Here is a 26,874-nt window from a genome sequence, read left to right as displayed (position 1 = left end):
AACCCACTCCCCAAATAAAATACGCATCAATGCATTCAAGCTAGGCGGTTTCGCCTACTTAGCCAGTTTATCGTCGAGATAGACGGCTCATGGCTTCTCTTCAAGCACCAGAATCAACGCCTCTTCGGCCAATTGCTCCAGGCTCATGCTGCCGCCGGCGCGAAACCAGGTGGTGGTCCAGGACAAGGCGCCCGTCAGGAACCGCCGGGTGATGAACACATCACCCCGGATAAAACCGGCGTTCTTGGCCTCCCCCAGCACCTGCAGCCAGATCGCTTCATAAATGTCTCGCAGCGCCAGCACCTGCACCTGCCCGTCTTCGGACAGCGAACGCCATTCGTAGACCAGCACCGCCATGGCTTCGCCGCTACCGCCCATGATCGACTGCAATTCGCAGCGAATCAGCGCCAGCACCCGTTCGCGCACGCTGTCGGCCTCGGCCAGGGCGGCGTGCATCAACGCGGTGTTGTAGCGAATGGTTTCCTCCATCACCGCGCGCAGGATTTCGTCCTTGCTTTTGAAGTGGTGGAAAATACTGCCCGACTGAATGCCCACCGCACTGGCCAGGTCGCGCACCGTGGTGCGTTCATAGCCTTTATTGCGGAACAGGTGAGCCGCCACTTGCAGCAGTTTGCCGCGGGCGCTGTCCGGGTCGGTCAATTGGCCGTTGTCGACCAATTCGCGCATCACCCCCAGGGCTTTTTGCTCGTCCACCCGTTCTCTCCTACAGTCGTTCAGTCAAATGCGCCCTTCGCCGCTAAAACAGCGGGGTTGCGCGGGCAATTTAAGCTGGCGAGAGCGACCAAGCAAGCGCTTGGGGCGAAGATATTTCAGGCGTTTACAAACCAAGCGCTTGCTTGGTAGTCTCGAGCCACTTCTGTCGGAGCTGAGCATGGGGTTGACTGTGCCAAAAACAATCCGCATCGGTTGCGCCAGCGCCTTCTGGGGCGACACCTGCACCGCCGCCGCGCAACTGGTGCAAGGCGGGCGCCTGGACTATCTGGTGTTCGATTACCTGGCCGAAATTACGATGTCGATCATGGCCGGCGCGCGGATGAAAGATCCCCAGGCCGGCTACGCCAGCGACTTCATCGAAGTCCTCAGTCCTTTGTTGTCGCAACTCGCCGAACAGAAGATTCGCGTCATCAGCAACGCCGGCGGGGTCAACCCGCAGGCTTGTGCCGCCGCCCTGCAAACGGCGTGCGACAAGGCCGGGGTGGCACTGAAGATTGCCGTGCTGCTGGGCGACGACCTGCAACCGCAATTCAAACCACTCGGTAGCCAGGGCATCCGCGAAATGTTCAGCGGCGCGCCGTTGCCGCCGCTGTGTGTGTCCACAAATGCTTATCTCGGTGCGCCGGGCATCGTCGAAGCCCTGCGCCTGGGAGCGGACATCGTCATCACCGGCCGGGTGGTTGATAGCGCCGTGGTCAGCGCCGCGCTGGTGCATGAGTTCGGCTGGTCGTGGCACGACTACGACAAACTGGCCCAGGCTGCATTGGCTGGGCACATCATCGAATGCGGCGCCCAGTGCACCGGCGGCAACTTCACCGACTGGCGCGAGGTGCCCGACTACGAGCACATCGGTTTCCCCATCGTCGAAGTCAGTGCCGACAGCCAGTTCCTCGTCAGCAAACCCGAAGGCTCCGGTGGGCTGGTCACGCCACTGACCGTCGGCGAGCAGATGCTCTATGAAATCGGCGATCCGCAGGCCTATCTGTTGCCGGACGTGGTCTGCGATTTCAGTCAGGTCAAACTTCAGCAACAGGGCAAGAATGTAGTGCAAGTCCACGGCGCCAAAGGCCTGCCGCCGACCGATCAATACAAAGTCAGCGCCACCTACCCCGACGGTTTCCGCTGCACCGCCAGTTGCCTGATCGCCGGCATTGACGCGGTGGACAAGGCGCGACGGGTCAGCGAAGCGATCATCAACAAGACGTCGCAGATTTTCAGCCAGCGCGGCTGGGCGCCCTACAGCGAAGTGAACATCGAGCTGCTCGGCAGCGAGGCCACCTACGGTGCCCACGGCCAACGCCAGGACAGCCGCGAAGTGGTGATCAAACTTGCCGTGCGCCACCCGAGTAAACAGGCGTTGATCGTGTTCTCCCGGGAAATCGCCCAGGCCGCCACTGGCATGGCCCCGGGATTGACCGGGATCGTCGGTGGACGACCGACCGTGTATCCGTTGATCCGGCTGTTCTCGTTCCTGATCGACAAAACGGCCTGCACGCTGGAAATTGACCTGAACGGCCAGCGCCATCCCTGCACCCTGCCCGCCCTCGATACACTCGATCCCGCTGATCTGCCCGTGCCGATTGAACCACCCCAACCCACCGAGCGGGCCGACGCCAGCGTGGCACTGATCAAACTCGCGGTGGCGCGCTCCGGTGACAAGGGCAATCACAGCAACATCGGGGTCATGGCACGGCAGCCGCAATTCCTGCCATGGATCGCCGAAGCACTGACGCCGGAGGTGATCGTCGACTGGATGAGCCATGTGCTCGACCCGGTCCACGGCCGTGTCGAGCGCTGGTACCTGCCCGGCACCCACAGCTTGAATTTCCTCCTGGAAAACGCCCTCGGCGGTGGCGGCGTGGCCAGCCTGCGGATCGATCCGCAAGGCAAGGCCTTCGCCCAACAACTGCTGGAGATCCAGATTCCGGTGCCCCAGGGCATCGCCGACCAGGTCAACTAGAGGACCGCTGCCATGGCTTACGACTCGATTTTCAAAGCCGATCTGTTTGCCGGCCAAACCATCATCGTCACCGGCGGCGGCAGCGGCATCGGCCGTTGCACCGCCCACGAACTGGCGGCCCTCGGCGCCCATGTGCTGCTGGTGGGGCGCAACGCCGACAAACTGCGCAACGTCGCCACCGAGATCGCCGAGGACGGCGGCAAGGCTGACTGGAAGACCTGCGATATTCGTGAGGAAGAAGCGGTCAAGCATCTGGTCAGCGAGTTGATCCGCCTGTTCGGACCGATTCATGGCCTCGTCAACAATGCCGGCGGCCAGTTCCCGTCGCCGTTGGCCTCGATCAACCAGAAGGGTTTCGAAACCGTGATGCGCACCAACCTGGTCGGCGGTTTTCTGATGGCCCGGGAAGTGTTCAATCAATCCATGAGCAAGCACGGCGGGGCCATCGTCAACATGCTCGCCGACATGTGGGGCGGTATGCCCGGCATGGGCCATTCGGGGGCGTCACGCTCTGGCATGGACAACCTGACCAAGACCGCCGCGTTCGAATGGGGTTATGCCGGGGTGCGGGTCAATGCCGTGGCGCCGGGCTGGATTGCCTCCAGTGGCATGGACACCTACGAAGGCGCGTTCAAAGCGGTGATCCCTACGTTGCGCGAACACGTGCCGCTCAAGCGTATCGGCACCGAATCGGAAGTGAGCGCGGCGATTGTGTTCCTGCTCAGCCCGGCGGCGGCATTTGTCAGCGGCAGTACGTTGCGCATTGATGGGGCCGCGAGCCTGGGCGGTCGGGCGTGGCCGATTCACAAAGCGCAAAACAGTGAGTCGTTCAATGGTTTTCATCGCGCGTACTTGCCCGATGTATTGAAAGACAAGGAATAAGCCATGCCGGTGATCCAGTCGCAAATCGACCCTTTCAGCGAACAGTTCGCGCAAAACCGTGCGGCGATGCTGGTGGGTATCGAGCAGGTCCGTGAGCTTGAACAGAACCTGCTGAACAAGGCCGCCGAAGCCAAGGCCAAATTCGACAAGCGCGGCCAACTGCTGCCCCGTGAACGCCTTAATTTGCTGCTCGACCCCGGCGCACCGTTCCTCGAACTGGCGAGCCTGGCCGGCTACAAGCTGCACGACGACAAGGACGGCAGTTCGGCCGGCGGCGGGCTGATTGCCGGGATCGGTTACGTGTCCGGCGTGCGGGTACTGGTGGTGGCGAACAACAGCGCGATCAAGGGCGGGACCATTTCCCCCAGCGGTTTGAAAAAATCCCTGCGCCTGCAACAGATCGCCCTGGAAAACAAACTGCCGGTGATCACCCTTGCCGAGAGCGGCGGCGCCAACCTCAATTACGCCGCCGAGATTTTCATTGAGGGTGCGCGCAGCTTTGCCAATCAGGCGCGGATGTCGGCCATGGGCTTGCCGCAGATCACCGTGGTACATGGCTCGGCTACGGCGGGCGGCGCCTATCAGCCGGGGTTGTCGGATTACGTGGTGGTGGTGCGCGGCAAGGCCAAGCTGTTTCTCGCCGGCCCGCCGTTGCTGAAAGCCGCCACGGGTGAAGTGGCCACCGATGAAGAACTGGGTGGCGCCGAAATGCACGCACAAACCGCTGGCACTGCGGAATACCTGGCTGAAAACGATGCCGACGGCGTGCGCCTGGTGCGGGAGATTGTCAGCCTGTTGTCATGGAACGAGCAGTTGCCCTGGCTACCCGAACCGCAGTGGAAGGAACCGCTCTACCCCATCGATGAGCTGCTGGGGCTGATCCCGGATGACCCGAAAAAACCCTACGACGTGCGCGAAATCATCGCCCGGATTGCCGACGCTTCGAACTTCCTTGAATTCAAGGGCGAGTTCGATCAGCAGACGATCTGCGGCCACCTGAAAATCCAGGGTCGCGCCTGCGGCTTCATTGGCAACAACGGCCCGATCACGCCGAAGGGCGCGAGCAAGGCGGCGCAGTTTATCCAGCTGTGCGACCAGAGCCAGACGCCGTTGCTGTTTTTCCACAACACCACCGGGTTCATGGTCGGCACCGAGTCAGAGCAGCAAGGGGTGATCAAGCATGGCGCGAAGATGATCCAGGCGGTGGCCAACGCCAGGGTGGCGAAACTGACCATCGTCGTCGGCGGTTCCTACGGGGCCGGCAACTACGCGATGTGCGGTCGCGGTCTCGATCCACGCTTCATCTTCGCCTGGCCCAACAGCCGCACCGCCGTGATGGGCGGTGCGCAGGCCGGCAAAGTGCTGCGGATCGTCACCGAGGCCAAGCAGCTCAAGGACGGCTTGGTGCCGGACCCGAAAATGCTCGACATGCTGGAGCAGGTCACCGCACAGAAACTCGACAGCCAGTCCACCGCGCTCTACGGCAGCGCCAGTTTGTGGGACGACGGGCTGATCGATCCGCGGGATACCCGGACATTACTCGGCTATTTGCTGGACATTTGCCACGAGGCCGAAATGCGGTCGCTGCAAGCCAACAGTTTTGGTGTAGCCAGATTTTGATCGTTCCCACGCTCTGCGTGGGAATGCAGCCCGGGACGCTCCGCGTCCCAAAGCGGACGCAGAGCGTCCATAGAGGCGTTCCCACGCTGAGCGTGGGAACGATCATGGATATAAGGAGAACAATAAAAATGATCTTCACCCAGGAACACGAAGCACTGCGCCGTACCGTTCGCCAATTCGTCGATCACGAGATCAACCCGCACGTCGAGGAATGGGAAAAGGCCGGACGTTTTCCGATCCATGAGATTTTCCGCAAGGCCGGCGACCTCGGTTTGCTCGGCATCTCCAAACCAGAGAAGTTTGGCGGCATGGGCCTCGACTACAGCTATTCGATCGTCGCCGCCGAAGAGTTCGGCACCATTCATTGTGGTGGGATTCCGATGTCCATCGGCGTGCAGACCGACATGTGTACCCCGGCCCTCGCCCGCTTCGGCTCCGATGAACTGCGTGAAGAATTCCTGCGCCCGGCGATCAGCGGCGAGCAAGTCGGTTGCATCGGCGTCTCGGAAGTCGGCGCAGGCTCCGATGTCGCCGGACTGAAAACCACCGCGCGCAAGGACGGCGACGACTACGTGATCAACGGCAGCAAGATGTGGATCACCAACTCTCCAAGCGCCGATTTTATCTGCCTGCTGGCCAATACCTCGGACGACAAACCCCACGTCAACAAGTCGCTGATCATGGTGCCGATGAACACGCCAGGCATCAGCCTGAGTTCGCACCTGGACAAGCTCGGCATGCGCAGTTCGGAAACTGCCCAGGTGTTTTTCGACAACGTGCGCGTGCCCCAGCGCAATCGCATCGGCCATGAAGGCGCGGGGTTCATGATGCAGATGTTGCAGTTCCAGGAGGAACGCCTGTTCGGCGCGGCGAACATGATCAAGGGCCTGGAGTACTGCATCGACAGCACCATCGAGTACTGCAAGGAACGCAAGACTTTCGGCAATGCACTGATCGACAACCAAGTGATTCACTTCCGTCTGGCCGAGCTGCAAACCGAAATCGAATGCCTGCGGGCGCTGGTCTATCAGGCCACCGAGCAGTACATCAAAGGCCAGGACGTCACGCGCCTGGCGTCGATGGCCAAACTGAAGGCCGGTCGTCTGGGGCGGGAAGTCAGCGACAGTTGCCTGCAATATTGGGGCGGCATGGGCTTCATGTGGGACAACCCGGTGGCCCGGGCCTATCGCGATGTGCGGCTGGTATCGATTGGCGGCGGCGCCGACGAAATCATGCTGGGGATCATCTGCAAACTCATGGGCACCCTGCCGGGGAAAAAGAAATGAATAGCCTGCCGGTTTGCCAGACGCTGTTGCTCGAACTGCACAACGGCGTGCTGCACATCACCCTCAATCGCCCGGAAAGCCGCAATGCCATGAGCCTGCAGATGGTCGCCGAATTGCGAGAAGTGCTGGCGACGGTACGCGATGACCAGGCCGTTCGGGCCTTGGTGATCGGAGGTGCCGGCGGGCACTTCTGCGCCGGCGGCGACATCAAGGACATGGCCAACGCCCGAGCTCAAGGGCCGGAAGCTTATCGCGACTTGAACCGCGCGTTTGGTGCGCTGCTGCAAGAGGTACAACACGCGCCGCAAGTGGTCATCACCGTGCTGCAAGGCGCAGTGCTCGGCGGTGGTTTCGGCCTCGCTTGCGTCAGCGACGTCGCGCTGGCCGATCATCTGGCGCAATTCGGTTTGCCAGAAACCAGCCTCGGCCTGCTGCCGGCGCAGATCGCGCCCTTTGTGGTCCAGCGCATCGGCCTGACCCAGGCTCGACGGCTGGCCCTGACGGCGGCGCGGTTCGACGGCACCCAGGCAAAACGCCTGGGTCTGGTGCATTTTGTCGAACACGATCCGCAAGCCTTGGCCGAGCGCCTCGAAGAGGTGTTGGCCCATGTATTGTGCTGCGCACCAGGGGCAAATGCATTGACGAAAAAACTGTTGCTGGCGAGTGCCGGGCAACCTGCCGATGCGTTGCTGGATCAGGCGGCGCAGTGGTTCAGTGAAGCGGTGACCGGGGTTGAAGGGGTCGAGGGGACGATGGCCTTCGTGCAAAAGCGTAAACCGGGGTGGGCTTTGTAGGAGCAAGGCTTGCCCGCGAAGAGGCCATCACATCCACCGCAAAAACAAGGGAGTAAAACATGCCCGGACTGAGCAAAATCCTGATCGCCAACCGCGGAGAAATCGCCTGCCGCATCCAGCGCACCGCCCAGGCCCTGGGTTACCGCACCGTCGCCGTCTTCAGCGATGCCGACGCCGATGCCCTGCACGTACAAATGGCCGACGAAGCCGTCAACATCGGTCCGGCCCCGGTGCAGCAGTCGTACCTGAACATCCCGGCCATCATCGATGCCGCCCGCCGCACCGGCGCTGATGCAATCCACCCCGGCTACGGTTTTCTCTCGGAAAACGCCGGCTTCGCCCTCGCCTGCCGAGAGGCCGATATCACCTTCATCGGCCCCAGCCCCGACGCCATCGAGTTGATGGGCAGCAAGCGCCTGTCGAAACTCGCCATGCTCGCGGCCGGTGTACCTTGCATCAAAGGCTATCAGGACGCTGAACAGGACGACGCCACCCTGAGTCGCGAAGCCGAACGCATCGGCTATCCGCTGATGATCAAGGCCAGTGCCGGGGGTGGCGGGCGCGGCATGCGCCTGGTACACGACGCCAGTGATTTGCTGGCGCAACTGCGCACCGCGCGATCTGAAGCCCTGCACGGGTTTGGCAGCGATGAACTGATCCTCGAACAGGCGCTGATCGATCCCCGCCACGTCGAAATTCAAGTGTTCGGCGACCAGCATGGCAACCTGATCTACCTCGGCGAACGCGACTGTTCGATCCAGCGCCGGCACCAGAAAATCATCGAGGAAGCGCCCTGCCCGGTGATGACCGCCGAACTGCGCCAGGCCATGGGCGAAGCGGCGCTCAAGGCGGGCCGCGCGGTGAACTACGTCGGCGCCGGCACGGTGGAGTTCCTGCTCGATGCGCGCGGGCAGTTTTACTTTCTGGAGATGAACACCCGGCTGCAAGTGGAACACCCGGTGACCGAACTGATCACCGGCCTCGACCTGGTGGCCTGGCAGCTCCATGTTGCCGAAGGCCTGCCGCTGCCGCTACGCCAGGAGGAGGTGCAGCTCAACGGACATGCCCTGGAAGTGCGCCTGTACGCCGAGGACCCGGCGCAGGGTTTCCTGCCGCAGACCGGGCAGATCAGTGCCTGGGAACCGGCGTTGCACGGTGACGTGCGCATCGACCATGGCCTGATCGAAGGCCAGCACATCAGTCCTTTCTACGACCCGCTGCTCGGCAAGCTTATCGCCCACGGCGCCACCCGCGAAGAAGCCCGGCGCAAATTGTTGCGGGCGGTGCAAGACAGCGTGCTGTTGGGCGTGCAAAGCAATCAACGTCTGCTCGCCAGCCTGCTGCAACACCCGCAATTTATCAGTGGCGAGTTCAGCACCGGGTTTATCCCGACGCACTTTGTCGACCATCCTTGCCTGCAAGCCCACGTCCCGAGCGCCGAAGAACTGGCCATCGCGGCGGCGCTGCTCTATCAGGCCTCAGCGCAACATCACCCTGCTCCGCTGGCAGGGTGGCGAAACAACGCCAGCGTGCCGCTGCACTATCGCCTCGGCATGGAAGATCAGGACTGGACAGTGGAGCTGAACGCGATACCGGGCGAGCCCTACCGGCTTCAGGTGGGCGCACGGACGCTCGAACTGAAGCTCATCCACTGCGACACAAGCCAGGCCACCCTGGAAATCGACGGCATTCGTCAGTGTCATGCCTATCGCCTCGACGCCGGGCAACTGTGGTTGTTCACCCGACCTGGCAGCCTGCGACTGGAAGATCGCACTCAGGCGCCGGTCAGCAGCCAGGCCAGCGTCAGCTCCGGCACGCTCAAGGCGCCGATGGACGGGGCGATCGTCGATGTGCTGGTCAGTGAGGGCAGCCCGGTCAGCAAGGGTCAGCTCTTGGTGGTGCTGGAGGCGATGAAAATGGAGCATCCGCTCAAAGCCGGCATCGACGGCGTGCTTAAACGGTTGCAGGTCCGGGTCGGCGATCAGGTAAAAAATCGTCAGATTTTGTTGGAGGTCGAATAAGGCGCTAGGCGGATCCGCCGGGTTTGGCTACGCTCAAGCCCTATCAGCACGCGGATACCAGGAACCCTGCGATGCCTCACTGGTTGGTCATTGATCTGGAAGCCACCACCGATGAGGGCGGCTGGCCAGTTACAGAAATGGAAATCATCGAAATCGGCGCCACCCTGGTGGACCGAAAAGGTCGAGAGCTGGACCAGTTCCAGCGCTTCGTACGCCCGACGCGCCGGCCTCTGCTGACGCCGTTTTGTCGGGAGCTGACCCACATCACCCAGGCCAATATCGATACCGCGCAGCCCTTGACCGAGGTCTGGCCGGCGTTCGAACGCTGGCTCGGCCAGCATCATTCGCGCCTGGAAGGCTGGGCCAGTTGGGGCGATTACGATCGCAAACAACTGCTACAGGAATGGCAACGCCTGCAACTCGACAGCTTCCTGAGCCAGGTGCCGCACATGAACCTCAAGCAGCGTTTCGCCAAGGCGCGACGGCTGGAGCGCCCGCTGGGGCTCAACGGTGCGCTGCAACTGGCGGGCATGCAATTCAATGGGCAACAGCATCGAGCGCTGGAAGATGCGCGCAATACCGCGCGGCTATTACCGCTGGTGCTGCCCCTCTAGGAAGGTGACGGCGCCAGGGGTGTTGTGCATACTGGCCGGCCCTTTTCAGCCCTTTTCGAGGAATCGCCCATGTTTAAAGTCAACGAGTACTTCGACGGCACCGTCAAGTCGATCGCTTTCGGCACCGCTGAAGGTCCGGCGACCATCGGCGTCATGGCCCCGGGCGAATACGAATTCGGTACCAGCCAGCGTGAAATCATGCACGTGGTGACCGGCGCGCTGACCGTCAAACTGCCGGACAGCAGCGACTGGGAAACCTTCGCCGCCGGCAGCCAGTTCAACGTGCCGGCCAACAGCAAATTCCAGCTGAAAGTGGCCGTCGACACCGCTTACCTGTGCGAATACCGCGGCTAAACCCCCGGGTTTCACAGCGACAAAAAAATGCCCGTGTCCAATGACACGGGCATTTTTCATTCAGGGACGGCTATTCGAGGATCGTCACCGGCATGCCGACTGCCAGTCGACCATTGCTGTCGTTGACCAGGTTTTGGCCGAACATCGCACCGTCCGCCTCGGCCCGATACTTTTGCAGCGTGGCCAGGGGCTCACGATCATCGCTACGCACGCCGGTCTGCGGATCGATGGTGGTCAGGATGCATCGCGAACACGACTTGACCACGCGGAACTCGACATCACCGATGCGAATGCGTTTCCAGCCATCCTCCGCGTAGGCTTCGCTGCCCTCAATCACCAGGTTCGGCCGGAAGCGCAGCATTTCCAATGGTCGCCCAACCTTCTGCGACAGGTCTTCCAGTGACGCCTGGCCGATCAACAACAGCGGAAAGCCATCGGCGAAGGCCACCTGATCGTCTTCCTTGCCGTAGCCTGACTGGGTGGTGCGCGCGCGATCCAGCGGCACTTGCACCAATCGCGTCGGCTTGCCGATGAACTCACTGACCCACGCCCCCGCCGCGTCGCCAGCATCGGGCACGCGCAAGGTGTCGCGCCAAATGGTCACGCCGCGCAGTTCGGCGTCGCTGCCGGGCAAGGCGATATCAATCGGTGAATGGCCTGGGGCGTTGAGGGTCAAGCCTCCGTCGGCATTCCACAGCGCCGACAGCTGGCTCATCTGCGCCACCGCGCGTTGGGTCAGGAAGCGCCCGCTGGCTTCGTCCACCAGCATCCAGCGTCGATCCCCGTCCAGACCCAGTTTGTCGAGGCTGACCTGTTGCAGGGGCTCGCCCTTGCCGGATTTCAACGGATAACGGTAAAGCGCGCTCAGACGCAACATGGCCAGCTCCCTGGTGGGCAAAAAACGCCACCCTATACGAGCTTGATCGCTGAATCAAAGGCTGACGCGATGCCAGCCTTCGGCGTCGGGATCAGGCCGGCACTTCGTCGAGCATCAGGCGCTGGCGCACCACGTCGACGAGTTTGTCCGGCTGGAACTTGGAGAGGAAGTTGTCGCAGCCGACCTTCTTCACCATCGAGTCGTTGAAACTGCCGGACAACGAGGTGTGCAGGACCACGTAGAGACCTCGCAGACGCGGGTCGTTACGGATCTCGGTGGTCAGGCGGTAGCCGTCCATTTCCGGCATTTCGGCGTCGGTGAAAATCATCAGCAGTTTGTCGGTCATGACCACGCCGGTATCGGCCCAGGCCTTGAGCATGTTCAGGGCCTTCAGGCCGTCGCTGGCGATGTGCATCTTCACGCCCAACTGACCGAGGGTGTCGCGCAATTGCGAGAGCGCCACGTTCGAGTCGTCCACCAGCAGCACTTCACGGCCACGGGCGCGTTCCAGCACCGGGTCATCCAGTTTTTCCTTGGACACCTTGGCGTTGTACGGGACGATTTCGGCGAGGACTTTTTCCACGTCGATGATTTCCACCAACTGGTCATCGACCTTGCTGATGGCGGTCAGGTAGTGCTGGCGACCGGCGCTGGTCGGCGGCGGCAGAATGGCTTCCCAGTTCATGTTGACGATGCGGTCCACGCCACCGACCAGGAACGCCTGCACCGAGCGGTTGTACTCGGTAACGATGATGGTGCTGGTGGGGCTGGGCACCAACGGACGCATGCCGATGGCCTGGGACAGGTCGATCACCGGCAGCGTCTGGCCACGCAGGTTGACCACACCGCAGACAAACGGATGGCGCTGGGGCATCAGGGTCAGCTTCGGCAGTTGCAGCACTTCCTGGACTTTGAAAACGTTGATCGCGAACAATTGCCGCCCGGCCAGCCGGAACATGAGAATTTCCAGGCGATTCTCACCCACCAGTTGCGTGCGTTGGTCTACCGTGTCGAGAATGCCGGCCATCAATGACTCCTGGGCTTGTTCTGATGAATTCACTAAAGAGGGTTATCGGCTGTTATTGCTAGAGCTTGACCCCCAGACAAAATGCCACGCTCAGGCATTGATGTCACATTAACATCATGCTTTACTGGCCTCGTGATTTCATCTGCTTCATTCCCTGTCGCGCGACCTCGGTTTGCACGTTAGGTTCCCCTGTGTAAGGGATTCCCCTAGTAACAATCAGGCCCAACCTGATATTCGCAATATCCAATAGCCATTAATGTGACGCCATTCTCATTGCATGAACGGAGTCAGGCTTTTGTGTGCGATCGCAGGTCAGTGGCCCCCCACCCTCTCAAGTTCTCCAGCGCGCGCAAAAGCGGGCCGGAGCGTGCTCGGGCAACAACGCGTGATCATCGACACACACGACATTCCCTCATCAGACGTGACGTGGTGGAGATAAGCATGCCGAACGACCATAAAGAGGGGGCTCAGCGCCTTCCCGAGTTTCTCGTCGAGGCTGAAACACTCCTGGCCAAGTCCGAGGAATGCCTCAGTCATCTGCAACTGATCAGCAACGATACAGATGCCATCGACTGCATGCTCAGCAGCCTGCTTAAACTGGCAAACAAGGCCGATGCCCTGGCGCTGGAAGCGGTTTCGGAGTTTTCGCTGCACATCCATGGTCTGTTGAACCATGCCCAACATCACATGGCCCTGAACAAACAGGCCCTCGATGCACTGAAAGACTGCTTCACACTGATGGCCTGGCAACTCGAACTCATCGATCCCAAAACCGGTCAGTTGAGCCTGGATGACAGCGAACAGGCGTCGCTGATCGAAGCCTTTGCCTTTCAGGTCGGACAAAGCCGGTTTCAGCCTCCAGCCCACGCCAAACCGCTCACCCTCGTCGCCTTCTCGGAACGGCAAGCTTAAATTTGCCGGGTAACTGTGCGTCGCCTGGTTCTTGTATTGCCCGGCCCCGACTCAGTAACTTGAATGCCCATGTCGCAATTGAATATTTCATACCTGTCAACGACAGCTCAATAAACATTATTTGATCTTGTCGAGCGCGGACTCTCTGTCCCGGGCTCAGGTATCGCCTGACTTTAAAAACAACACCTCAGGCGTCCTCACTATATTCGAGCGACAAGCAACCCAACTTTTTCCATTATGGAACCAACGTCCAAACTCCATAATTCCTGACTGCGTGGACATATATACCAAACGCGACCAACGGTATCTTAAGTGGTATTATCCCGGCCATTAGTTGGCTTCTAATAATGGCACTGTGATTCAAGACGAGAGCAGCCCGCTAAACTTCATGGCTGGATTTCATCTTCTGGTCAGCCCCATTGAAGTCGGTGATTCACCCAACAGTTTTTCAGACAGAGACCCGTCAGCCATCATGGCCGGTCTGCCCGCAGCGAACATCCATTGGCTCCATCTGCTATGTACGCCAGCCTCAAGTCAATTACCACGTGGCCCCCTTCCCGAGAAAACGCGCGCCGGTTCACGCTGTTGCTGTGCACCTGCTCGGCGCTTGGCAGTCTGCTGGTCTATGGCTTCTCCACTCTCCTGCCGGTGAGCCTGCTGATACTCAATATGGCAGCACTGACCTGTGTCTGGGTCGGGCATCGCCTGTCGCGCAAGTCGATCAAGTTTCAACCGCAAGAGTTGGCCGACCGTCTGCTGCAAGTACAGGAAAACGAACGCCATCGGCTCAGCCGCGAGTTGCACGACGACATCGGCCAATTGCTGACGGCGGCCAAACTGCAAAGCGAATGGCTCAAGCGCCGTCTGCCCGAAGAGCTACAGGGCCAATGCTCGGTGCTCTGTGAAACCCTGGAAGAAACCCTGACCAAGGTGCGTGACGTCTCGGCCATTCTCAACCCCCGGCAGTTGACCAGTCTCGGGCTGGAAGCCAGCCTGCGGGCACATTTGCTCAAGACCCTGGCCAATACCTCGGTGCACTGGAGCCTGGAATGCCATCAGCGCCTGACCGGCATTCCGGAAGAAATGGCCGTGGCGGCTTTTCGGATTACCCAGGAAGCGGTGACCAATATTCTGCGCCATGCCGATGCCAGGAACCTGTTGGTGCGCGTGCAACGCCTGCCGCAGGGCCTGACTCTGCTGATCAGCGACGACGGCCTGGGCTTTGCGCCCGCCGCCAACCCGGGGCGCGAGGGGCAACGCGGCATGGCCGGGATGTCGGAACGGATCGAACAATTGGGCGGGACCTTGGCCGTGACCAGCGAGCCGGGCAAAGGCACTCAAATCGAAGCACTTTTCCCCTGGGCGCCCCGCGCGCTCGAACGGGCCAGTACGAATAAGGTTATGCGTTGACTTGTAACTTACTCCTGGTGGATGACCACTCGCTTATCCGGGCCGGCGTACGCGCTCTGGTGCTGGATATTCCCGGCTACGCGGTAGTTGGCGAGGCCAATGACGGCTCGCAACTGCTGGAGATGGTGGAGCAACTGTCCCCGGACATCGTCCTGCTGGACATTTCCATGAAGGAGACCGGCGGCCTCGAAGCCTTGCAGCGCCTTAAAAAGGTTCGCCCACAAAGCAAGGTCCTGATCCTGTCGATGCACACCGACCCGGCGCTGATCATGCAGGCCCTGGAGTCCGGCGCCCATGGCTACTTGCTCAAGGACACCACCGCCACCGAGCTCGAACACGCCCTGGACGCCCTGCGCAACAACGAACGCTACCTGAGCCCGGCGATTGCCCACACGGTGATCAATCAGGCACTGACCCGCACCCAGAAAAACCAGGCGCCGATCCCGGACTCCCACAACCTGACCGCTCGCCAGCTGGAAATCCTGCGATTGATCGTACGTGGCAAATCCACCCGGGAAATCGCCAACGGCCTGGGCCTGAGTATCAAGACCGTCGAAACCCACCGCTCGCAGATCATGAAACGCCTGCAGATCTACGACGTGGCGGGCCTGGTGCTATTCGCCGTGCGTGAACAAATCATCAGTCTGGATGATTGACGGCCCGGGATGAGCCCAGCAGCGGTGAGTCCGCTGGCAAGTGCACGCGCAATGCCGCCGGACGCGCCTCGAAACGCAGGTTGTCACCCTCCAGGGGTTCGCCGTCGAGGTTGATGTGCAGGCCTTCCGACACCTTGATCTCGACCCACGGCAAACGGGCGCGCACGAACATGTTGTCGAAGCCGAAGCCCTCGGTCAGCAGATTTTTCAACGTGCCGACCACCTCCTGCGGTGCCGGCAGAATGCTGATATCCAGCAGTCCATCGTCCGCCAGCGCCTCCGGGCACAACACTCGGCCGCCGCCGGCCTGTCGGCCATTGCCGATTCCCAACGCCAGCAGCTCGCCACGCCAGTGAAAGTCCGGCCCCTGCAATTCGCCATAGGCGGCATGCAATTCGCTGAAACGCGATAAACCGGTGAACAGGTACGCCGCACCGCCCAGGATCTTTTTCAGGTCTTCCGAGGTATTGGCCGTAACGTTACTGCCAAAACCGCCAGTGGCCATATTCAGAAACACTTGTCCGCCGACCTCGCCCAGATCGATCGGGACTGGTGCGCTGTCCAGCAGCTCCAGGGCTTGGGCAGGTTCCAGAGAAATACCGGCGGCACGTGCGAAATCGTTGGCAGTGCCCAAAGGCAACAGCACCAGGCTGGCCTCGTTCGGATGCGCCGCCATGGCTTCGGCGATATCGCGCAACGTGCCGTCGCCACCACCGGCAATCACTTGCGGGTAACCGGCGGCCAACGCCTCATCCACCAGGCGCCGGGCATCACCGGCCTCCCAGGTCACCCGAACGGCCAGCTCCCACCCCTGCTTGCGCTTGCCTTCAACTGCCGCGCGGACATCCTCATTGAGTGCCTGCTTGCCATGCAGAATCAACAGCGCCTTGCGCTCACCCATAGCGATCACTCCCATAATTGGCATCCGTATGAGAGATGTTGACCTCACAGGCAGGCAAAAAAGTCAGGTGAACTTGAATAAATTCAAAGTCACAGCGTTTTGCGTCCTACAGAGCGGTACTTTTTCTTACAAAACATGAGGAATCGGCTCAATTGACCGAACCAAGTGATTGGTACACCTTGGCGGCCTGTGGTCTCAATCATCAACTACAAACACACAAGGATGTGCACGCAATGAATGCAAACGCCCTAAGGGCTCATCAAGCCGAGTTCAAACACGGTGCAAAAACCGGTGGAGAAGTGGATTTGGAACCTCGCGTCGTCGAACTGGAAACTCACCTCAAATACATCCGCCGGGACATGGACGAAGTGCGTGGCGACGTCAAATCCATCAAGCACCGACTGGCCTACTCTGCCGGTGCATTCGGCGTGATCCTGGGACTTCTGGGGTGGATCGCCAACAGCCGGTTCGAACAGGTCGTGACACTTCTGTCTCATTAACCGGCAGGGGTAGAGGCAGGCCCGGCTCGATCAACCGGGCTTGCAGGGCAGTCGATGACAGGTATCAGCTCAAGACTTCACTCAAGGGAATGAAGTTGACGAAATCGCCCTCGACCAGGGTGCGGCCTTCCAGCACTTCCACAAGGCCTTCGGCCCACGCGGCGCTGCGCAGTACGCCAGAACTCTGATTCCGGTAAGTGGTTGCCCGACCCTGTTCGAGACGCCCGCGCAGGTACTCGCGTCGATTGCCAGCCTTTGGCCAGACAAACCCTGCCGGCACCTGGAATTTCAACGGCTCGACGTCTTCGACACCTTGACGCCGCAGCAGATAAGGCCGGGCCAGCAACGCGAAGGTCACCAGCGTCGAGGCCGGGTTACCCGGCAAACCGATCACCGGCACGCCCCGGAAATGCCCGAATGTCAGCGGCTTGCCGGGCTTGATGGCGAGCTTCCACAGGGTCAGCTCACCCTCCTCACGCAAGGCGATGCCAAGGAAGTCGGCTTCGCCCACCGAGACACCGCCAGTAGAGAGAATCAGGTCGACATCGGTCAGTTCACCCAAGCGAGCGCGAGTCACCGCCAGGTCATCCACCAGGATGCCGGCGTCGATCACTTCACACCCCAAGCGTTGCAACCAACTGCACAGCAACACACGGTTACTGTTGTAGATCTGCCCAGGCCCCAGGGCCTGCCCGGGTTCGATCAGTTCATCGCCGGTGGATAGCACCGCTACACGCACCTTGCGCACAACCTCCAGCTCGGCACATCCCAGGGATGCCGCCAGGCCCTGCTCGATGGGCCCCAGGCGCGTGCCCGCCGTCAGGACCAACTCGCCGACCGTGGTTTCCTGGCCTTGCGGCCGAATGTTCTGGCCGGGGGTCATGGTTTCGGTGAACACCACACGCTCGTCCACCTGGACTTCGGCGTTCTCCTGCATCTGGACACAATCGGCGCCTTCGGGCACCGGCGCCCCCGTGAAGATGCGTGCGCAGGTTCCCGGCTGCAAGGGTTGTGGCGCCTGGCCAGCGAAAATCTTCTGGCTGACCACCAACGGTTCACCGGTCCAGTCGGCCACGCGCAAGGCATAGCCGTCCATGGCACTGTTGGGCCAGGGCGGCAAATCGAGTGTCGAGACCAGATCCTCCGCCAGCACGCGCCCCTGAACCTGCGCCAACGGCAAACGCTCACGTTCACGAATCGGCGCCGCTTCGGCCATTTCCAGCAAACGTGCCAGCGCCACCTCGACAGGCATCAAGCTGCCGGTCTTGCCGGGCTTACCCGCGGGATTCACAGGGTGCCGCCTGTTTCAGATGAGGGACGAAATTGCACGGACGGTGCCGCGAATCCAGCTGCTCGGCAAGAATGCCATCCCATCCGGTACGCACAGCGTTGGTCGAACCCGGCAAGCAGCACACTAGCGTGCCGTTGGCCAAACCGGCGAGTGCGCGGGACTGCACGGTCGAGGTGCCGATGTCGGCCACGGAAATCTGCCGGAACAGCTCGCCAAATCCGTCGACCTGCTTATCCAGAAGGCAACTCACGGCTTCCGGCGTGCTGTCGCGGCCGGTGAACCCGGTGCCACCGGTGATCAACACCACCTGAACTACGTCGTCGGCAATCCAGGTGGCGACTTGCGCGCGAATTTTGTAGAGGTCATCTTTAAGCAGCACCCGCGCCGCCAGGTTATGCCCGGCAGCGCCCAGGCGGTCGACAAAGACCTGGCCGGAGGTGTCGGTTTCCAGGGTCCGGGTATCACTGACAGTCAGCACCGCGATGTTGAGCGGAGCGAAAGGTACATCAGCCTTGGCTTTCATAGGCTCGTCCAGTTGTAGGGGAAACAGCCCGGTGTTATATCACAGCGCCTCATTTTTTCGCCGCCCCCATGGAGAGCTGCCATGACTTCCAATACATCGTTGCCCCCCTGTTCAATTCTGCTCCTGGCGGGTGGGCGCGGCCAGCGCATGGGCGGCCAGGACAAGGGACTGATCGAGTGGCATGGCGAACCGCTGATTGCGCATCTGCATCGCAAGACCCGCGCGCTGAGCGATGACCTGATCATCTCCTGCAACAGAAACCAGGAAACCTACGCGCCTTATGCCGACCAATTGGTGGTTGATGATCACGCCGGTTTCCCCGGCCCCCTGGCCGGTATCCGTGCCGGCCTGAAGGCCGCCCGCCATTCCCATCTGCTGGTCCTGCCCTGCGATGTGCCGCGCATCGACGACGCCCTGTTGCAAGGCATGCGCGAGACCGCCGCACAGCATCCGGAAAAACCGTTGATGCTGCGCCACGGCGATCATTGGGAACCGCTGCTATGCGTTATCCCCGTGGCTCTTTCGGAGGCGTTCGAAAATGCCTGGAACGAGGGTGAACGCAGTCCGGGCCGAATCATGCGGAAACTGGGCGCCACCGCCCTGCAATGCCCCGATAATGACCCTCGATTGGCCAACCTGAACACACCGGAACTGTTAAGTGCACACAACAGTGTGTCAGACTGACACGAGAAGGAACTTGCACGCGTTGCATACGTCTACAAGCTCAGTAACCAAAAGAATTCATATCGGAGACACACTCATGACTCAACGGACCCTCGCCACTTTCATGCTCGCACTGGGCCTCGCCACCCTCGCCGGTTGCTCATCGCCAACAGTGATCACCTTGAATGACGGTCGTGAAATCCAGGCCGTCGACCAGCCTAAATACGATGAAGAGTCGGGTTTCTACGAGTTCGAACAGCTGGACGGCAAGCACACCCGCGTGAACAAGGATCAGGTGCGTACCGTTAAGGATCTGTAATCCTCGCGGCTATAACCGGATACAGAAAAGCCCGCTATCAAGCGGGCTTTTTCATGGCTGGAGAAAAGTGCGGTGAGCGATCACCACTGCAAGGTGATGGTGCTCTCGAAGCTACGCTCCTGACCGGTAACCGGGTCAACAAAACGCAGCCCCTGGGCCAGCAGTTTCAACGGGTTGGCGTAGTCATCCTCGACATCCTTGAGCACCTGCGGATAGAACGGATCATTGCAGATACTGGCGCCCAACGCCGTCATGTGCACCCGCAACTGGTGCTTCTTGCCGGTCACCGGGTAGAGCCCGTAACGCCAGAGCTCGCCGTTTTTCTCCCTGACTTCGACCGCTGTCTCGGTGTTGCTGGTGCCCGGCCCTTCCTGCATGCGAAAGAACGGTTCGCCATCCACCAATCGGCTTTTATGCACAAGCGGAAAGGACAACTCAGGCAATGCCCGGGCAATGGCCTCGTAGCGCTTCTCGATCTGCCGCGTCGGAAACAGCGACTGATACGCCGAACGCGTCTGGGGATTGGCTGAAAACAGCACCAGCCCCGCCGTATGCCGGTCGATGCGATGCAAAGGCACCAGATGCGGGTTATCCAACCGGCGGATCAGCCGCCGCAGCAGGGTTTGCTCCACGTATTCGCCAGCGGGCGTCACCGGCAGAAAGTGCGGTTTGTCGGCGACCACCAGGTGTTCGTCGGCGTAAAGGATCGTCTCGATCACCGGGATCGGTTTTTCGTCCGGCACCTCGCGAAAATAGTGTATCCGCAGGCCTTCCTTGTACGGCAGGCCAACGGTAATCGGCTGCCCTTGGCCATCAAGGACCCGACCACGGGCGATCCGGTCCAGCCATTGCTCACGACCGATCGCGCGAAAATGTTCGCACAGGCAATCGAGTACGGTCTGCCACGAGCCAGGCGGCAGGTAGAGCGTGCTGGCCTGGCTGTGTGCAGCGGAAAACGATGAAGTGGACATACGAAAAACTCTAACCCTCAATGCAGGGCGGCATTATCCAGCAGTGACCGGAACGAACCTAGCGCAGAATCCTCACGCCGGTATCGACTGTGCCCGCGCAGCCGCCTCGGTGAACTCCTTGAGCCAGCGCAACACATCCACCGCTTCCCAGCGGCCGGGATCGTAAAGCGCATACATCAAGCCCTGATAACCCACGACATCCAGTTGCCGGTGATAACCCGCGCGCTGGAACAAGGCTTCGATTTCGGCGAAGCAGGTGTTGAAATGCAGCTTGTTGAAGGGGGTCTTGCCTTCGGTGACCAGGCCATCCAGACGCAGCTCGATCACCGCCTCGCGCACCACGTCGATCGACATCCGGTTCACGCTGTTCTTCAATTGTTCGACATTGACCACGGTTCATCCCTCTGACTAGCGGGATCACCTGGCCAAATCCGGAATAGGAGGATGCAAGGCAGGCAATCCGAATAACTGTATGAACATACAGTAACCGAATAACCTGTTTTTCGCCAATGGATGAACATGTCACTACGATAAGTGGGAATTCTCTAAATCCAAGAACCTGACGACCTGAGCGGCGTCGAAGGGCCAATCGAGTTCAGCCCCGGTATCCATGCGTCGCAGTACCGGGATACGCAGGCCGTAGTCTTCGACCCAATCCTCGTTTTCCGCAATATCCACCAACTCCACCAACAGACCGTGCTCGACCAAGGGCATCAGTTCTTCTTCGGCCACTTCACAGAGATGGCAACCCAGGGTGCCGAACAGCTGACATTCAGGAGGCATGACAAACAGACCCGATAAAGTAAGGGTTCATTCTAGGCCCACAAAAGCCGTCGGGCCAATGAGCGCAGGCATGGGGACGCCCCGCCAGTCGATTTCAAAAAGTTTCGGCAATTTCCTGATGCATATCATTTCCCCTGAATGCCGTTTACGCGATGCTCTGGCCTTTTTTGCCTCTACGCTTGGGTTGCCCGAACCCGTCACCGGAGTTTTTAGTGTTTGCCAATCTGCTGATCATCCTCGCCTCCTCCCTGGTGGTCATTGCCCTGTTCCGGCGCCTGCGCTTGCCGCCGGTGCTGGGTTACCTCTGCGTGGGGCTGATGGTCGGGCCCACGGCGCTCGATTGGGTGAACGAAAGTGACGAACTCCCGGACCTCGCCGAGTTGGGCGTGGTATTCCTGTTGTTCTCCCTGGGGCTGGAGTTTTCCCTGTCGAAAATGCTCGCGCTGCGCCGGGTGGTGTTCGGACTTGGCAGCCTGCAAGTGTTGATTTCCGGGATGCTGCTGGGGATCTTGCTGATGCTGTTCGGCATGTCGGTCACCCCGGCCTTGTTGCTCGGGGCCGGTCTGGCGTTGTCGTCCACGGCCATCGTCAGCAAGGAGCTGGGCAGCCTGGGGGAGATTTTCAGCAGCCACGGCCAGAATGCCATCGGCGTATTGCTGTTCCAGGACGTGGTCGCAGTGTTGCTGCTGACCCTGGTGCCGGTGTTCGCCGGCAGCAGCGATCAAGCCTGGTATTGGGCGCTGCCCCTGACACTGGCCAAGACCCTGCTGCTGTTTGTCGGCCTGCTGCTGGCCAGTCGCTGGTTACTGCCCCGGCTGTTCCACGAAGTTGCCGCGTCCCGCTCCGCAGAACTGTTCGTGCTGCTGGCGTTGGTGATTGTCCTGCTGACCGCCTGGCTCACCCATCTGCTCGGCCTCTCCCCTGCTCTCGGTGCCTTCCTCGCCGGCATGCTGCTGGGGGAAAGCCATTACCGGCATCAGATCGAGGCCGATATCCGTCCGTTCCGCGACATCCTGCTCGGGTTGTTTTTCGTCAGTATCGGCATGCTGATCGACTTGCAGCTGTTTGCCAGACACGGTTTGCTCATCCTCGGCCTGACCCTCGGGCTGTTGCTGATCAAGGGCAGCGTGGTGGCCCTGCTGGTCAAATGGCGCGGCAGTGATGGCGAGACAGCCTGGCGCAGCGGCCTGGCATTGGCTCAAGGCGGCGAGTTCTGCTTTGCCCTGATGGCGCAGATGCAGCAGAACAAGATGATGCCCGCCGACCTCGGTGGCCTGCTGCTGGCGGCGACCTTCTGCTCGATGCTGGTTACGCCGTTGTTGCTGCGCGCCGCGCCGCGTATCGCCGCCAGCCTGCACCGCAAGCCCAACGAAGAAGCGAAACTCGAAGAAATCAGCGCACTCAACGCCGGCCTGCATGGCCATGTGGTGATTTGCGGTTACGGTCGCGTGGGGCAATCCATCGCACGGTTCCTGCACAACGCGCAACAAACCTACATCGCCCTGGACAATGACCCGGTGCGAGTCCAGGAGGCTGCGGCCGGCGAAAGCAGCGTGCATTACGGCGACTCACGGCGCGGCGAGTTGCTGGCCGCGGTGGGGCTGGAACGCGCCCGGTTGCTGGTGATCGCGGTGGACCAGACCGATATCGCGCTGCTGATCCTCAAGGAAGCGCGCCGATTCAACCCGAGCGTGCCGATCCTGGTGCGCACCCGGGACGACAGTCAGTGGGCCGAACTGAAAGCGGCCGGCGCCAATGAAGTGGTGCCGGAGTTGCTGGAGTCGAGCCTGATGCTCGCCTCCCATGCGCTGATCATGCTCGGTTTGCCCGCGCATCAGGTCCAGGAACGGGTGGACCAAGTCCGGCATGACCGCTATAGCCTGCTGCACCGGTTTTACCCCGGTGCTGAAGATGAGGAGAACTAGTCCTGGCTCACGGCGCCGATCTTGTGCACCGACAAATCCGCGCCGTAATACTCTTCTTCCTGGCTCAGGCGTAAACCATGGAATGCCTTGATCGTGCCATACACCGCAAAGCCACCGGCCAGCGCCACGATCACGCCCAGCGAAGTGCCAATCAACTGGCTGATCAGACTTACACCACCCAGACCACCCAAAGCCGTCTGACCAAAAATGCCGCAAGCGATCCCGCCCCAGACACCGCACAGACCATGCAACGGCCACACGCCCAGCACATCATCGATGTGCCATTTGCCCTGGGCCGCGGTAAAGCACCAGACGAACAACACCCCGGCGATTGCACCGGTCAGCAGCGCGCCCACCGGGTGCATCAGATCGGAACCGGCGCAGATCGCCACCAGCCCGGCCAGCGGGCCGTTATGCAGGAAGCCCGGGTCATTGCGCCCGACGATCAACGCCGCCACGGTGCCGCCGACCATGGCCATCAACGAGTTCACCGCCACCAGGCCGCTGACGCCTTGCAACGTCTGCGCGCTCATGACGTTGAAGCCGAACCAGCCGACAATCAGAATCCACGAGCCCAGGGCCAGGAACGGAATGCTCGACGGCGCGAACGCCACCAGTCGACCGTCGCGATAACGTCCGTTGCGTGGCCCGAGCAACAGCACCGCCGCCAGCGCCAGCCAACCGCCCATGGCGTGGACCACCACCGAGCCGGCAAAGTCATGGAAACTGGCGCCGAAATGCTCAAGCAACCAGGCTTGCAAACCGAAGTTGCCGTTCCAGATCATGCCCTCGAAAAACGGATAGATGAACGCCACGATCAATGCGGTCGCGCACAACTGCGGGACGAAGCGCGCACGCTCGGCTATGCCGCCGGAAATGATCGCCGGGATCGCCGCGGCAAAGGTCAGCAGAAAGAAAAACTTCACCAGCGCGTAACCGTGATCGGCATTGATCACTGCCGCCGGTTGCATGAAAGTGACGCCGTAGGAAATCCAATAGCCTATAAAGAAATAGGCCAGGGTCGAAATGGCGAAGTCGCTGAGGATCTTCGACAAGGCATTGACCTGATTCTTTTGTCGAACCGTACCGACTTCCAGAAACGCGAACCCGGCGTGCATGGCCAGCACCATGACTGCACCGATCAAAATGAACAACGTATTGGAGCTATGGACCAGACTGTCCACAGCGCTTTGCAGATTTTCCATGGGGTTGGCAGACCTGAAGGCTAAAAAAGCACCAAAGCAGTTCGCGCAGGCAATCCATGCACCAAGTTGCGACCTATGGGAACCAACGCATTGATTCCAATGAACCGCTTTGGCGCACAAGGTCACGACCTTTGCGCGGGTTTTGATTATTTGAGTTATGGTTTTGCTCAAATCATGCCCAGCAACAGCGCAACGGCGCAGGCTGACGCACCATGTCATAGCAAAAGTTGTACCAGTCATTTGTACTGAACCTTCGCCCAAGGCTCATACTCGAACGCATCAGAAGCCACTTACGGAGATCCACCCATGGCCAGCATCAAGGCAAAGACTGCTCAAGAAATCCTGATGAACGATTTTCAAACCCTGGTCAGCGACACCGAACGGTTGCTGGAACACACCAAGTCCATCGCCGGCGATCAGGCCGATGAATTGCGCGAACAGATCCACGACAGCCTGCTGCGTGCCCGGGAGACCTTGAAATTGACTGAAGACTCTCTGCGCCAGCGCGGCCAGGCAGCGGTCACCGCCACCGAAGATTATGTGCAGGCCAACCCATGGCAGTCAGTCGGGATCGCTGCTGGCGTGGGCTTCCTGATTGGCCTGCTGGCCACGCGGCGCTGATATGTCTATCGGCGAATCCGGCCCGTCCGCGACGGGCACAAGCGCTTCCTCGCGGCGGCTGGGTGCGGCATTTCTAGGGTTGCTGCACAGCCATGTCGAACTGTTCGGCATTGAATTGCAGGAACAGAAAGCCCGCACCGTCAGCCTGTTGCTGTTTGCAGGCCTGGCGCTGGTGTTTGCCTTGCTGTTGCTGGTGGGGTTGTCGACGCTGGTGTTGATTCTGTTTTGGGACACCTATCGCCTGGCCGCGATCATCGGGCTTTGCGTGTTCTACACCCTGGCTGCGATTTTTTGCGGGATGCGGCTCAAAGCGGCCGTGTTCGATGAGTCCTCGCCCTTCCACGGTACGCTGGAAGAATTGGCCAACGACCGGGAGCGCCTGCTGCCATGAGCCTGCCTCAATTGCCTCACAACAGTTCGCGCACGGAAATGCGCAAGGCGCTGATCCGCCTGCGCATGGAAATGCACCGCCAGGAAATCCGCCAGGAATCCCGGCAACTGCTGCAACCTTTGCAGCGGGTGCGCGGGATGACGCAAAACCTGCAAGATGGTTTCGGCATCAAGCACGCTCCGCTCTGGGGCATGGCCGCTGTGACCCTGCTGGGTTTTCTGACCGGCAAGGGTGCGAAGAGCGGCGGCGTCAGCAGCGTGACCCGCCTGGTTCAACTGGGCACCAGCCTCGGGCCGCTGATCAAACTGGTGATGCAGGGTTCCTCGCGTAAACCCTGATCACCCCTTATCTGGCTGCATTCTTGCAATACCACCGGGATGAACCTCTTTATCGAGGGGTTCAATCCTGCGTGCCTACCTGGCGCCGGGTCTATCCAAAAACAAGACCTTACTAAGGAGGCCTCGTGATCGACGGGCAACCGCTCGCCTGCTTTCAGCCGTTCATCGATACCGCTACTGGGCGTATCGCCGGCGTCGAGGCCCTGGGTCGACTGCGCCAGGCCGATGGTCAACTGACCTCGGTGGGACCACTGTTCGCCGACCCACGAACCCCCGCCATCGCCTTGCGTCGCCTTGATCGGCAAATCCGCGATAACGCTCTGAGCCGTTTGCATGAGGCCCCAGCGGAATGGTTTCTGAGCCTGAACATGTCGCCGCGCTGGATCAGCCGCTTGCGCCCGGATCAGGCGTTGCCGAGCCTCAAGCAATTGGCCAGGCATGGGGTCGATCCGCAACGCATTGTCTTCGAGATCACCGAACTCGGTGGCGACAGCCAACGCCTGGCTGATGTGGTGGCGCGCTATCGCCAGGCCGGCGCCCGGATCGCCATCGATGACTTCGGCGCCGGGTATTCGCAACTCGATCGCGTGCTGGCCTTGCAACCGGACATTCTCAAGCTCGACATGCGTCTGTTCCAGGCGGCCGCACTGGGCGGGCCGAGCAGCGAAGTGGTCAAGGCCCTGGCGCTGATGGCCGAGAAAACCGGGTGCTGGATCATCGCCGAAGGGGTGGAAACAGAAGCACAGCTGGATTTCGCCCTGGAGTGCGGTTCGCGCTATGTGCAGGGTTTTCTGTTCGCCCGGGCGCAAAGCGATTTCTTTGCCACCGACGCCTTCGTCGCGCAGTTCGCGCAACTGCGCCAACGCTACGTTCAGCGCAAACTGATTGAACGCGGGCAACTGATGGTCATGCGCCGGCAACTCACCGAACTGATGGCGATCCTGCAGAACTGGGCGCAGACCCGCGCGCCCCTCAGCGCCTTGCCGCATCTGGACGCTTTTCCCTGGCTGTTGCGCTTCTACCAATGCGACCGCCACGGCACGCAACTGACGCCTAACCTCGAATGGCGCAACAACCGCTGGGAGGCCGACAACCGTTACCTGGGCCACAACTGGTCATGGAGGCCGTACTTCTATCACCTGCTGGCCGAGGGTTGGGATGAACGCCGGCTGACCCTTTCCAATACTTACCGCGATGCCACCAGCAACCAGTATTGCCTCACCGCCGGACAGTTTTTCGATAACGGCGAGCGCCTGCTGCTCATCGATATCGACGCTGCCGGGCTCTAGTTGTGC

29 protein-coding genes are annotated in these 26,874 nt (G+C 60.7%); 19 read left to right on the top strand and 10 right to left on the bottom strand.

Going from position 1 to position 26,874, the window contains the following annotated elements; genetic code table 11:
* Nucleotides 1-87: 87 nt before the first annotated feature.
* The gene (locus tag HKK53_RS30245; RefSeq protein ID WP_202027614.1) at nucleotides 88-714 is read right to left on the bottom strand and encodes a TetR/AcrR family transcriptional regulator; all 627 of its coding nucleotides are present in this window, start codon (nucleotides 712-714) and stop codon (nucleotides 88-90) included.
* Nucleotides 715-904: 190 nt separating this feature from the next.
* On the opposite strand from HKK53_RS30245, the gene HKK53_RS30240 reads away from it, so the two are divergent.
* The 8 genes from HKK53_RS30240 (at nucleotide 905) to ppnP (ending at nucleotide 10,266) form a co-directional block, all read left to right on the top strand.
* Nucleotides 905-2,695, top strand: coding sequence for an acyclic terpene utilization AtuA family protein (locus HKK53_RS30240; protein ID WP_169374317.1), 1,791 nt, complete (start codon nucleotides 905-907; stop codon nucleotides 2,693-2,695).
* A gap of 12 nt (nucleotides 2,696-2,707) precedes the next feature.
* Nucleotides 2,708-3,577, top strand: coding sequence for an SDR family oxidoreductase (locus HKK53_RS30235; RefSeq protein WP_169373777.1), 870 nt, complete (start codon nucleotides 2,708-2,710; stop codon nucleotides 3,575-3,577).
* Nucleotides 3,578-3,580: 3 nt separating this feature from the next.
* Complete coding sequence (gene atuC / locus HKK53_RS30230; RefSeq protein ID WP_169373776.1) at nucleotides 3,581-5,197, top strand: geranyl-CoA carboxylase subunit beta; 1,617 nt, start codon at nucleotides 3,581-3,583, stop codon at nucleotides 5,195-5,197.
* A gap of 128 nt (nucleotides 5,198-5,325) precedes the next feature.
* The gene (gene atuD / locus HKK53_RS30225; RefSeq protein WP_169373775.1) at nucleotides 5,326-6,483 is read left to right on the top strand and encodes a citronellyl-CoA dehydrogenase; all 1,158 of its coding nucleotides are present in this window, start codon (nucleotides 5,326-5,328) and stop codon (nucleotides 6,481-6,483) included.
* Nucleotides 6,480-7,277, top strand: a complete 798-nt coding sequence (locus tag HKK53_RS30220) for an enoyl-CoA hydratase/isomerase family protein (protein ID WP_169373774.1) — start codon at nucleotides 6,480-6,482, stop codon at nucleotides 7,275-7,277. The genes atuD and HKK53_RS30220 overlap by 4 nt, the downstream gene beginning before the upstream one ends.
* Nucleotides 7,278-7,336: 59 nt before the next feature.
* Complete coding sequence (locus HKK53_RS30215) at nucleotides 7,337-9,298, top strand: acetyl/propionyl/methylcrotonyl-CoA carboxylase subunit alpha (protein WP_169373773.1); 1,962 nt, start codon at nucleotides 7,337-7,339, stop codon at nucleotides 9,296-9,298.
* 71 nt (nucleotides 9,299-9,369) lie between these two features.
* Nucleotides 9,370-9,912 carry an exonuclease domain-containing protein gene (locus tag HKK53_RS30210; RefSeq protein ID WP_149661812.1) on the top strand — a complete coding sequence of 181 codons (543 nt, stop codon included), beginning with the start codon at nucleotides 9,370-9,372 and terminating at the stop codon, nucleotides 9,910-9,912.
* Nucleotides 9,913-9,981: 69 nt separating this feature from the next.
* A complete protein-coding gene (ppnP, locus tag HKK53_RS30205; protein WP_054614024.1) occupies nucleotides 9,982-10,266 on the top strand; it encodes a pyrimidine/purine nucleoside phosphorylase in 285 nt (94 codons plus the stop codon).
* A gap of 70 nt (nucleotides 10,267-10,336) precedes the next feature.
* Here the strand turns inward: ppnP and HKK53_RS30200 are convergent, their stop codons facing one another.
* Together HKK53_RS30200 and HKK53_RS30195 are read right to left on the bottom strand one after the other, a co-directional pair.
* Nucleotides 10,337-11,143: an MOSC domain-containing protein gene (locus HKK53_RS30200; protein ID WP_169373772.1), complete on the bottom strand. Its 807-nt coding sequence runs from the start codon at nucleotides 11,141-11,143 to the stop codon at nucleotides 10,337-10,339.
* A gap of 91 nt (nucleotides 11,144-11,234) precedes the next feature.
* Nucleotides 11,235-12,170, bottom strand: a complete 936-nt coding sequence (locus HKK53_RS30195) for a chemotaxis protein CheV (RefSeq protein ID WP_133838221.1) — start codon at nucleotides 12,168-12,170, stop codon at nucleotides 11,235-11,237.
* 441 nt (nucleotides 12,171-12,611) lie between these two features.
* Here HKK53_RS30195 and HKK53_RS30190 point away from each other — a divergent pair, with 441 nt between their 5' ends.
* From HKK53_RS30190 to HKK53_RS30180, 3 genes are all read left to right on the top strand, one after another.
* Nucleotides 12,612-13,082 carry a hypothetical protein gene (locus HKK53_RS30190; protein ID WP_169373771.1) on the top strand — a complete coding sequence of 157 codons (471 nt, stop codon included), beginning with the start codon at nucleotides 12,612-12,614 and terminating at the stop codon, nucleotides 13,080-13,082.
* 516 nt (nucleotides 13,083-13,598) lie between these two features.
* The gene (locus HKK53_RS30185) at nucleotides 13,599-14,492 is read left to right on the top strand and encodes a sensor histidine kinase (RefSeq protein ID WP_169374316.1); all 894 of its coding nucleotides are present in this window, start codon (nucleotides 13,599-13,601) and stop codon (nucleotides 14,490-14,492) included.
* Entirely contained in the window at nucleotides 14,489-15,148 is a 660-nt protein-coding gene (locus HKK53_RS30180) for a response regulator (RefSeq protein WP_169373770.1), read from the top strand. The genes HKK53_RS30185 and HKK53_RS30180 overlap by 4 nt, the downstream gene beginning before the upstream one ends.
* Here the strand turns inward: HKK53_RS30180 and yegS are convergent.
* Nucleotides 15,132-16,049 (bottom strand): lipid kinase YegS, encoded by a 918-nt coding sequence (yegS, locus tag HKK53_RS30175; RefSeq protein WP_169374315.1) that lies wholly within the window; start codon nucleotides 16,047-16,049, stop codon nucleotides 15,132-15,134. The genes HKK53_RS30180 and yegS overlap by 17 nt on opposite strands.
* A gap of 233 nt (nucleotides 16,050-16,282) precedes the next feature.
* On the opposite strand from yegS, the gene HKK53_RS30170 reads away from it, so the two are divergent.
* Nucleotides 16,283-16,549: a hypothetical protein gene (locus HKK53_RS30170; protein ID WP_237150815.1), complete on the top strand. Its 267-nt coding sequence runs from the start codon at nucleotides 16,283-16,285 to the stop codon at nucleotides 16,547-16,549.
* Between the two features lie 64 nt (nucleotides 16,550-16,613).
* Here the strand turns inward: HKK53_RS30170 and HKK53_RS30165 are convergent, their stop codons facing one another.
* Nucleotides 16,614-17,801 carry a molybdopterin molybdotransferase MoeA gene (locus tag HKK53_RS30165; protein WP_169374313.1) on the bottom strand — a complete coding sequence of 396 codons (1,188 nt, stop codon included), beginning with the start codon at nucleotides 17,799-17,801 and terminating at the stop codon, nucleotides 16,614-16,616.
* A gap of 22 nt (nucleotides 17,802-17,823) precedes the next feature.
* Nucleotides 17,824-18,363 (bottom strand): molybdenum cofactor biosynthesis protein B, encoded by a 540-nt coding sequence (moaB, locus tag HKK53_RS30160; RefSeq protein ID WP_133838225.1) that lies wholly within the window; start codon nucleotides 18,361-18,363, stop codon nucleotides 17,824-17,826.
* A gap of 81 nt (nucleotides 18,364-18,444) precedes the next feature.
* On the opposite strand from moaB, the gene mobA reads away from it, so the two are divergent.
* On the top strand, nucleotides 18,445-19,047 hold the full coding sequence (gene mobA / locus HKK53_RS30155; protein ID WP_169373769.1) for a molybdenum cofactor guanylyltransferase MobA: 603 nt from the start codon (nucleotides 18,445-18,447) through the stop codon (nucleotides 19,045-19,047).
* A 76-nt stretch (nucleotides 19,048-19,123) separates the two neighbouring features.
* Nucleotides 19,124-19,345 (top strand): YgdI/YgdR family lipoprotein, encoded by a 222-nt coding sequence (locus HKK53_RS30150; protein ID WP_169373768.1) that lies wholly within the window; start codon nucleotides 19,124-19,126, stop codon nucleotides 19,343-19,345.
* An 80-nt stretch (nucleotides 19,346-19,425) separates the two neighbouring features.
* On the opposite strand, the gene HKK53_RS30145 is transcribed toward HKK53_RS30150, so the two are convergent.
* From HKK53_RS30145 to HKK53_RS30135, 3 genes are all read right to left on the bottom strand, one after another.
* Complete coding sequence (locus HKK53_RS30145; RefSeq protein WP_169373767.1) at nucleotides 19,426-20,316, bottom strand: pseudouridine synthase; 891 nt, start codon at nucleotides 20,314-20,316, stop codon at nucleotides 19,426-19,428.
* 72 nt (nucleotides 20,317-20,388) lie between these two features.
* Nucleotides 20,389-20,709, bottom strand: a complete 321-nt coding sequence (locus HKK53_RS30140) for a transcriptional regulator (RefSeq protein WP_149660152.1) — start codon at nucleotides 20,707-20,709, stop codon at nucleotides 20,389-20,391.
* Nucleotides 20,710-20,841: 132 nt separating this feature from the next.
* Complete coding sequence (locus tag HKK53_RS30135; protein WP_169373766.1) at nucleotides 20,842-21,099, bottom strand: glutaredoxin family protein; 258 nt, start codon at nucleotides 21,097-21,099, stop codon at nucleotides 20,842-20,844.
* A 212-nt stretch (nucleotides 21,100-21,311) separates the two neighbouring features.
* On the opposite strand from HKK53_RS30135, the gene HKK53_RS30130 reads away from it, so the two are divergent.
* On the top strand, nucleotides 21,312-23,024 hold the full coding sequence (locus HKK53_RS30130; RefSeq protein ID WP_169373765.1) for a cation:proton antiporter: 1,713 nt from the start codon (nucleotides 21,312-21,314) through the stop codon (nucleotides 23,022-23,024).
* Here the strand turns inward: HKK53_RS30130 and HKK53_RS30125 are convergent.
* Nucleotides 23,021-24,229 (bottom strand): ammonium transporter, encoded by a 1,209-nt coding sequence (locus tag HKK53_RS30125; protein ID WP_169373764.1) that lies wholly within the window; start codon nucleotides 24,227-24,229, stop codon nucleotides 23,021-23,023. The two genes, HKK53_RS30130 and HKK53_RS30125, sit on opposite strands and share 4 nt — an antisense overlap.
* A 306-nt stretch (nucleotides 24,230-24,535) precedes the next feature.
* Here HKK53_RS30125 and HKK53_RS30120 point away from each other — a divergent pair, with 306 nt between their 5' ends.
* From HKK53_RS30120 to HKK53_RS30105, 4 genes are all read left to right on the top strand, one after another.
* Nucleotides 24,536-24,850 carry a DUF883 family protein gene (locus HKK53_RS30120; RefSeq protein ID WP_169373763.1) on the top strand — a complete coding sequence of 105 codons (315 nt, stop codon included), beginning with the start codon at nucleotides 24,536-24,538 and terminating at the stop codon, nucleotides 24,848-24,850.
* A 1-nt stretch (nucleotide 24,851) separates the two neighbouring features.
* On the top strand, nucleotides 24,852-25,241 hold the full coding sequence (locus HKK53_RS30115; RefSeq protein WP_133838234.1) for a phage holin family protein: 390 nt from the start codon (nucleotides 24,852-24,854) through the stop codon (nucleotides 25,239-25,241).
* Nucleotides 25,238-25,579, top strand: coding sequence for a hypothetical protein (locus tag HKK53_RS30110; RefSeq protein WP_149660148.1), 342 nt, complete (start codon nucleotides 25,238-25,240; stop codon nucleotides 25,577-25,579). Before HKK53_RS30115 ends, HKK53_RS30110 begins: the two co-directional genes overlap by 4 nt.
* A gap of 125 nt (nucleotides 25,580-25,704) precedes the next feature.
* Complete coding sequence (locus HKK53_RS30105; RefSeq protein WP_169373762.1) at nucleotides 25,705-26,868, top strand: EAL domain-containing protein; 1,164 nt, start codon at nucleotides 25,705-25,707, stop codon at nucleotides 26,866-26,868.
* Nucleotides 26,869-26,874 lie beyond the last annotated feature (6 nt).

The organism is Pseudomonas sp. ADAK7 (assembly GCF_012935675.1).
GTDB lineage: Bacteria > Pseudomonadota > Gammaproteobacteria > Pseudomonadales > Pseudomonadaceae > Aquipseudomonas.
The sequence above is the reverse complement of the archived record's forward strand: the minus strand, read 5'-3'. Positions and strand labels throughout refer to the sequence as shown.

Excerpts from the sequence above, each read along its gene's own strand:
- ppnP (WP_054614024.1), top strand. The coding sequence starts at position 9,982 with ATGTTTAAAGTCAACGAGTACTTCGACGGCACCGTCAAGTCGATCGCT.
- HKK53_RS30135 (WP_169373766.1), bottom strand. The coding sequence starts at position 21,099 with ATGCCTCCTGAATGTCAGCTGTTCGGCACCCTGGGTTGCCATCTCTGT.
- HKK53_RS30150 (WP_169373768.1), top strand. The coding sequence starts at position 19,124 with ATGACTCAACGGACCCTCGCCACTTTCATGCTCGCACTGGGCCTCGCC.
- HKK53_RS30190 (WP_169373771.1), top strand. The coding sequence starts at position 12,612 with ATGCCGAACGACCATAAAGAGGGGGCTCAGCGCCTTCCCGAGTTTCTC.
- HKK53_RS30170 (WP_237150815.1), top strand. The coding sequence starts at position 16,283 with ATGAATGCAAACGCCCTAAGGGCTCATCAAGCCGAGTTCAAACACGGT.
- HKK53_RS30220 (WP_169373774.1), top strand. The coding sequence starts at position 6,480 with ATGAATAGCCTGCCGGTTTGCCAGACGCTGTTGCTCGAACTGCACAAC.
- HKK53_RS30110 (WP_149660148.1), top strand. The coding sequence starts at position 25,238 with ATGAGCCTGCCTCAATTGCCTCACAACAGTTCGCGCACGGAAATGCGC.
- HKK53_RS30195 (WP_133838221.1), bottom strand. The coding sequence starts at position 12,170 with ATGGCCGGCATTCTCGACACGGTAGACCAACGCACGCAACTGGTGGGT.
- HKK53_RS30185 (WP_169374316.1), top strand. The coding sequence starts at position 13,599 with ATGTACGCCAGCCTCAAGTCAATTACCACGTGGCCCCCTTCCCGAGAA.
- HKK53_RS30200 (WP_169373772.1), bottom strand. The coding sequence starts at position 11,143 with ATGTTGCGTCTGAGCGCGCTTTACCGTTATCCGTTGAAATCCGGCAAG.
- HKK53_RS30235 (WP_169373777.1), top strand. The coding sequence starts at position 2,708 with ATGGCTTACGACTCGATTTTCAAAGCCGATCTGTTTGCCGGCCAAACC.
- HKK53_RS30210 (WP_149661812.1), top strand. The coding sequence starts at position 9,370 with ATGCCTCACTGGTTGGTCATTGATCTGGAAGCCACCACCGATGAGGGC.
- HKK53_RS30120 (WP_169373763.1), top strand. The coding sequence starts at position 24,536 with ATGGCCAGCATCAAGGCAAAGACTGCTCAAGAAATCCTGATGAACGAT.
- HKK53_RS30145 (WP_169373767.1), bottom strand. The coding sequence starts at position 20,316 with ATGTCCACTTCATCGTTTTCCGCTGCACACAGCCAGGCCAGCACGCTC.
- atuD (WP_169373775.1), top strand. The coding sequence starts at position 5,326 with ATGATCTTCACCCAGGAACACGAAGCACTGCGCCGTACCGTTCGCCAA.
- mobA (WP_169373769.1), top strand. The coding sequence starts at position 18,445 with ATGACTTCCAATACATCGTTGCCCCCCTGTTCAATTCTGCTCCTGGCG.
- moaB (WP_133838225.1), bottom strand. The coding sequence starts at position 18,363 with ATGAAAGCCAAGGCTGATGTACCTTTCGCTCCGCTCAACATCGCGGTG.
- HKK53_RS30125 (WP_169373764.1), bottom strand. The coding sequence starts at position 24,229 with ATGGAAAATCTGCAAAGCGCTGTGGACAGTCTGGTCCATAGCTCCAAT.
- yegS (WP_169374315.1), bottom strand. The coding sequence starts at position 16,049 with ATGGGTGAGCGCAAGGCGCTGTTGATTCTGCATGGCAAGCAGGCACTC.
- atuC (WP_169373776.1), top strand. The coding sequence starts at position 3,581 with ATGCCGGTGATCCAGTCGCAAATCGACCCTTTCAGCGAACAGTTCGCG.
- HKK53_RS30115 (WP_133838234.1), top strand. The coding sequence starts at position 24,852 with ATGTCTATCGGCGAATCCGGCCCGTCCGCGACGGGCACAAGCGCTTCC.
- HKK53_RS30215 (WP_169373773.1), top strand. The coding sequence starts at position 7,337 with ATGCCCGGACTGAGCAAAATCCTGATCGCCAACCGCGGAGAAATCGCC.
- HKK53_RS30165 (WP_169374313.1), bottom strand. The coding sequence starts at position 17,801 with ATGCCTGTCGAGGTGGCGCTGGCACGTTTGCTGGAAATGGCCGAAGCG.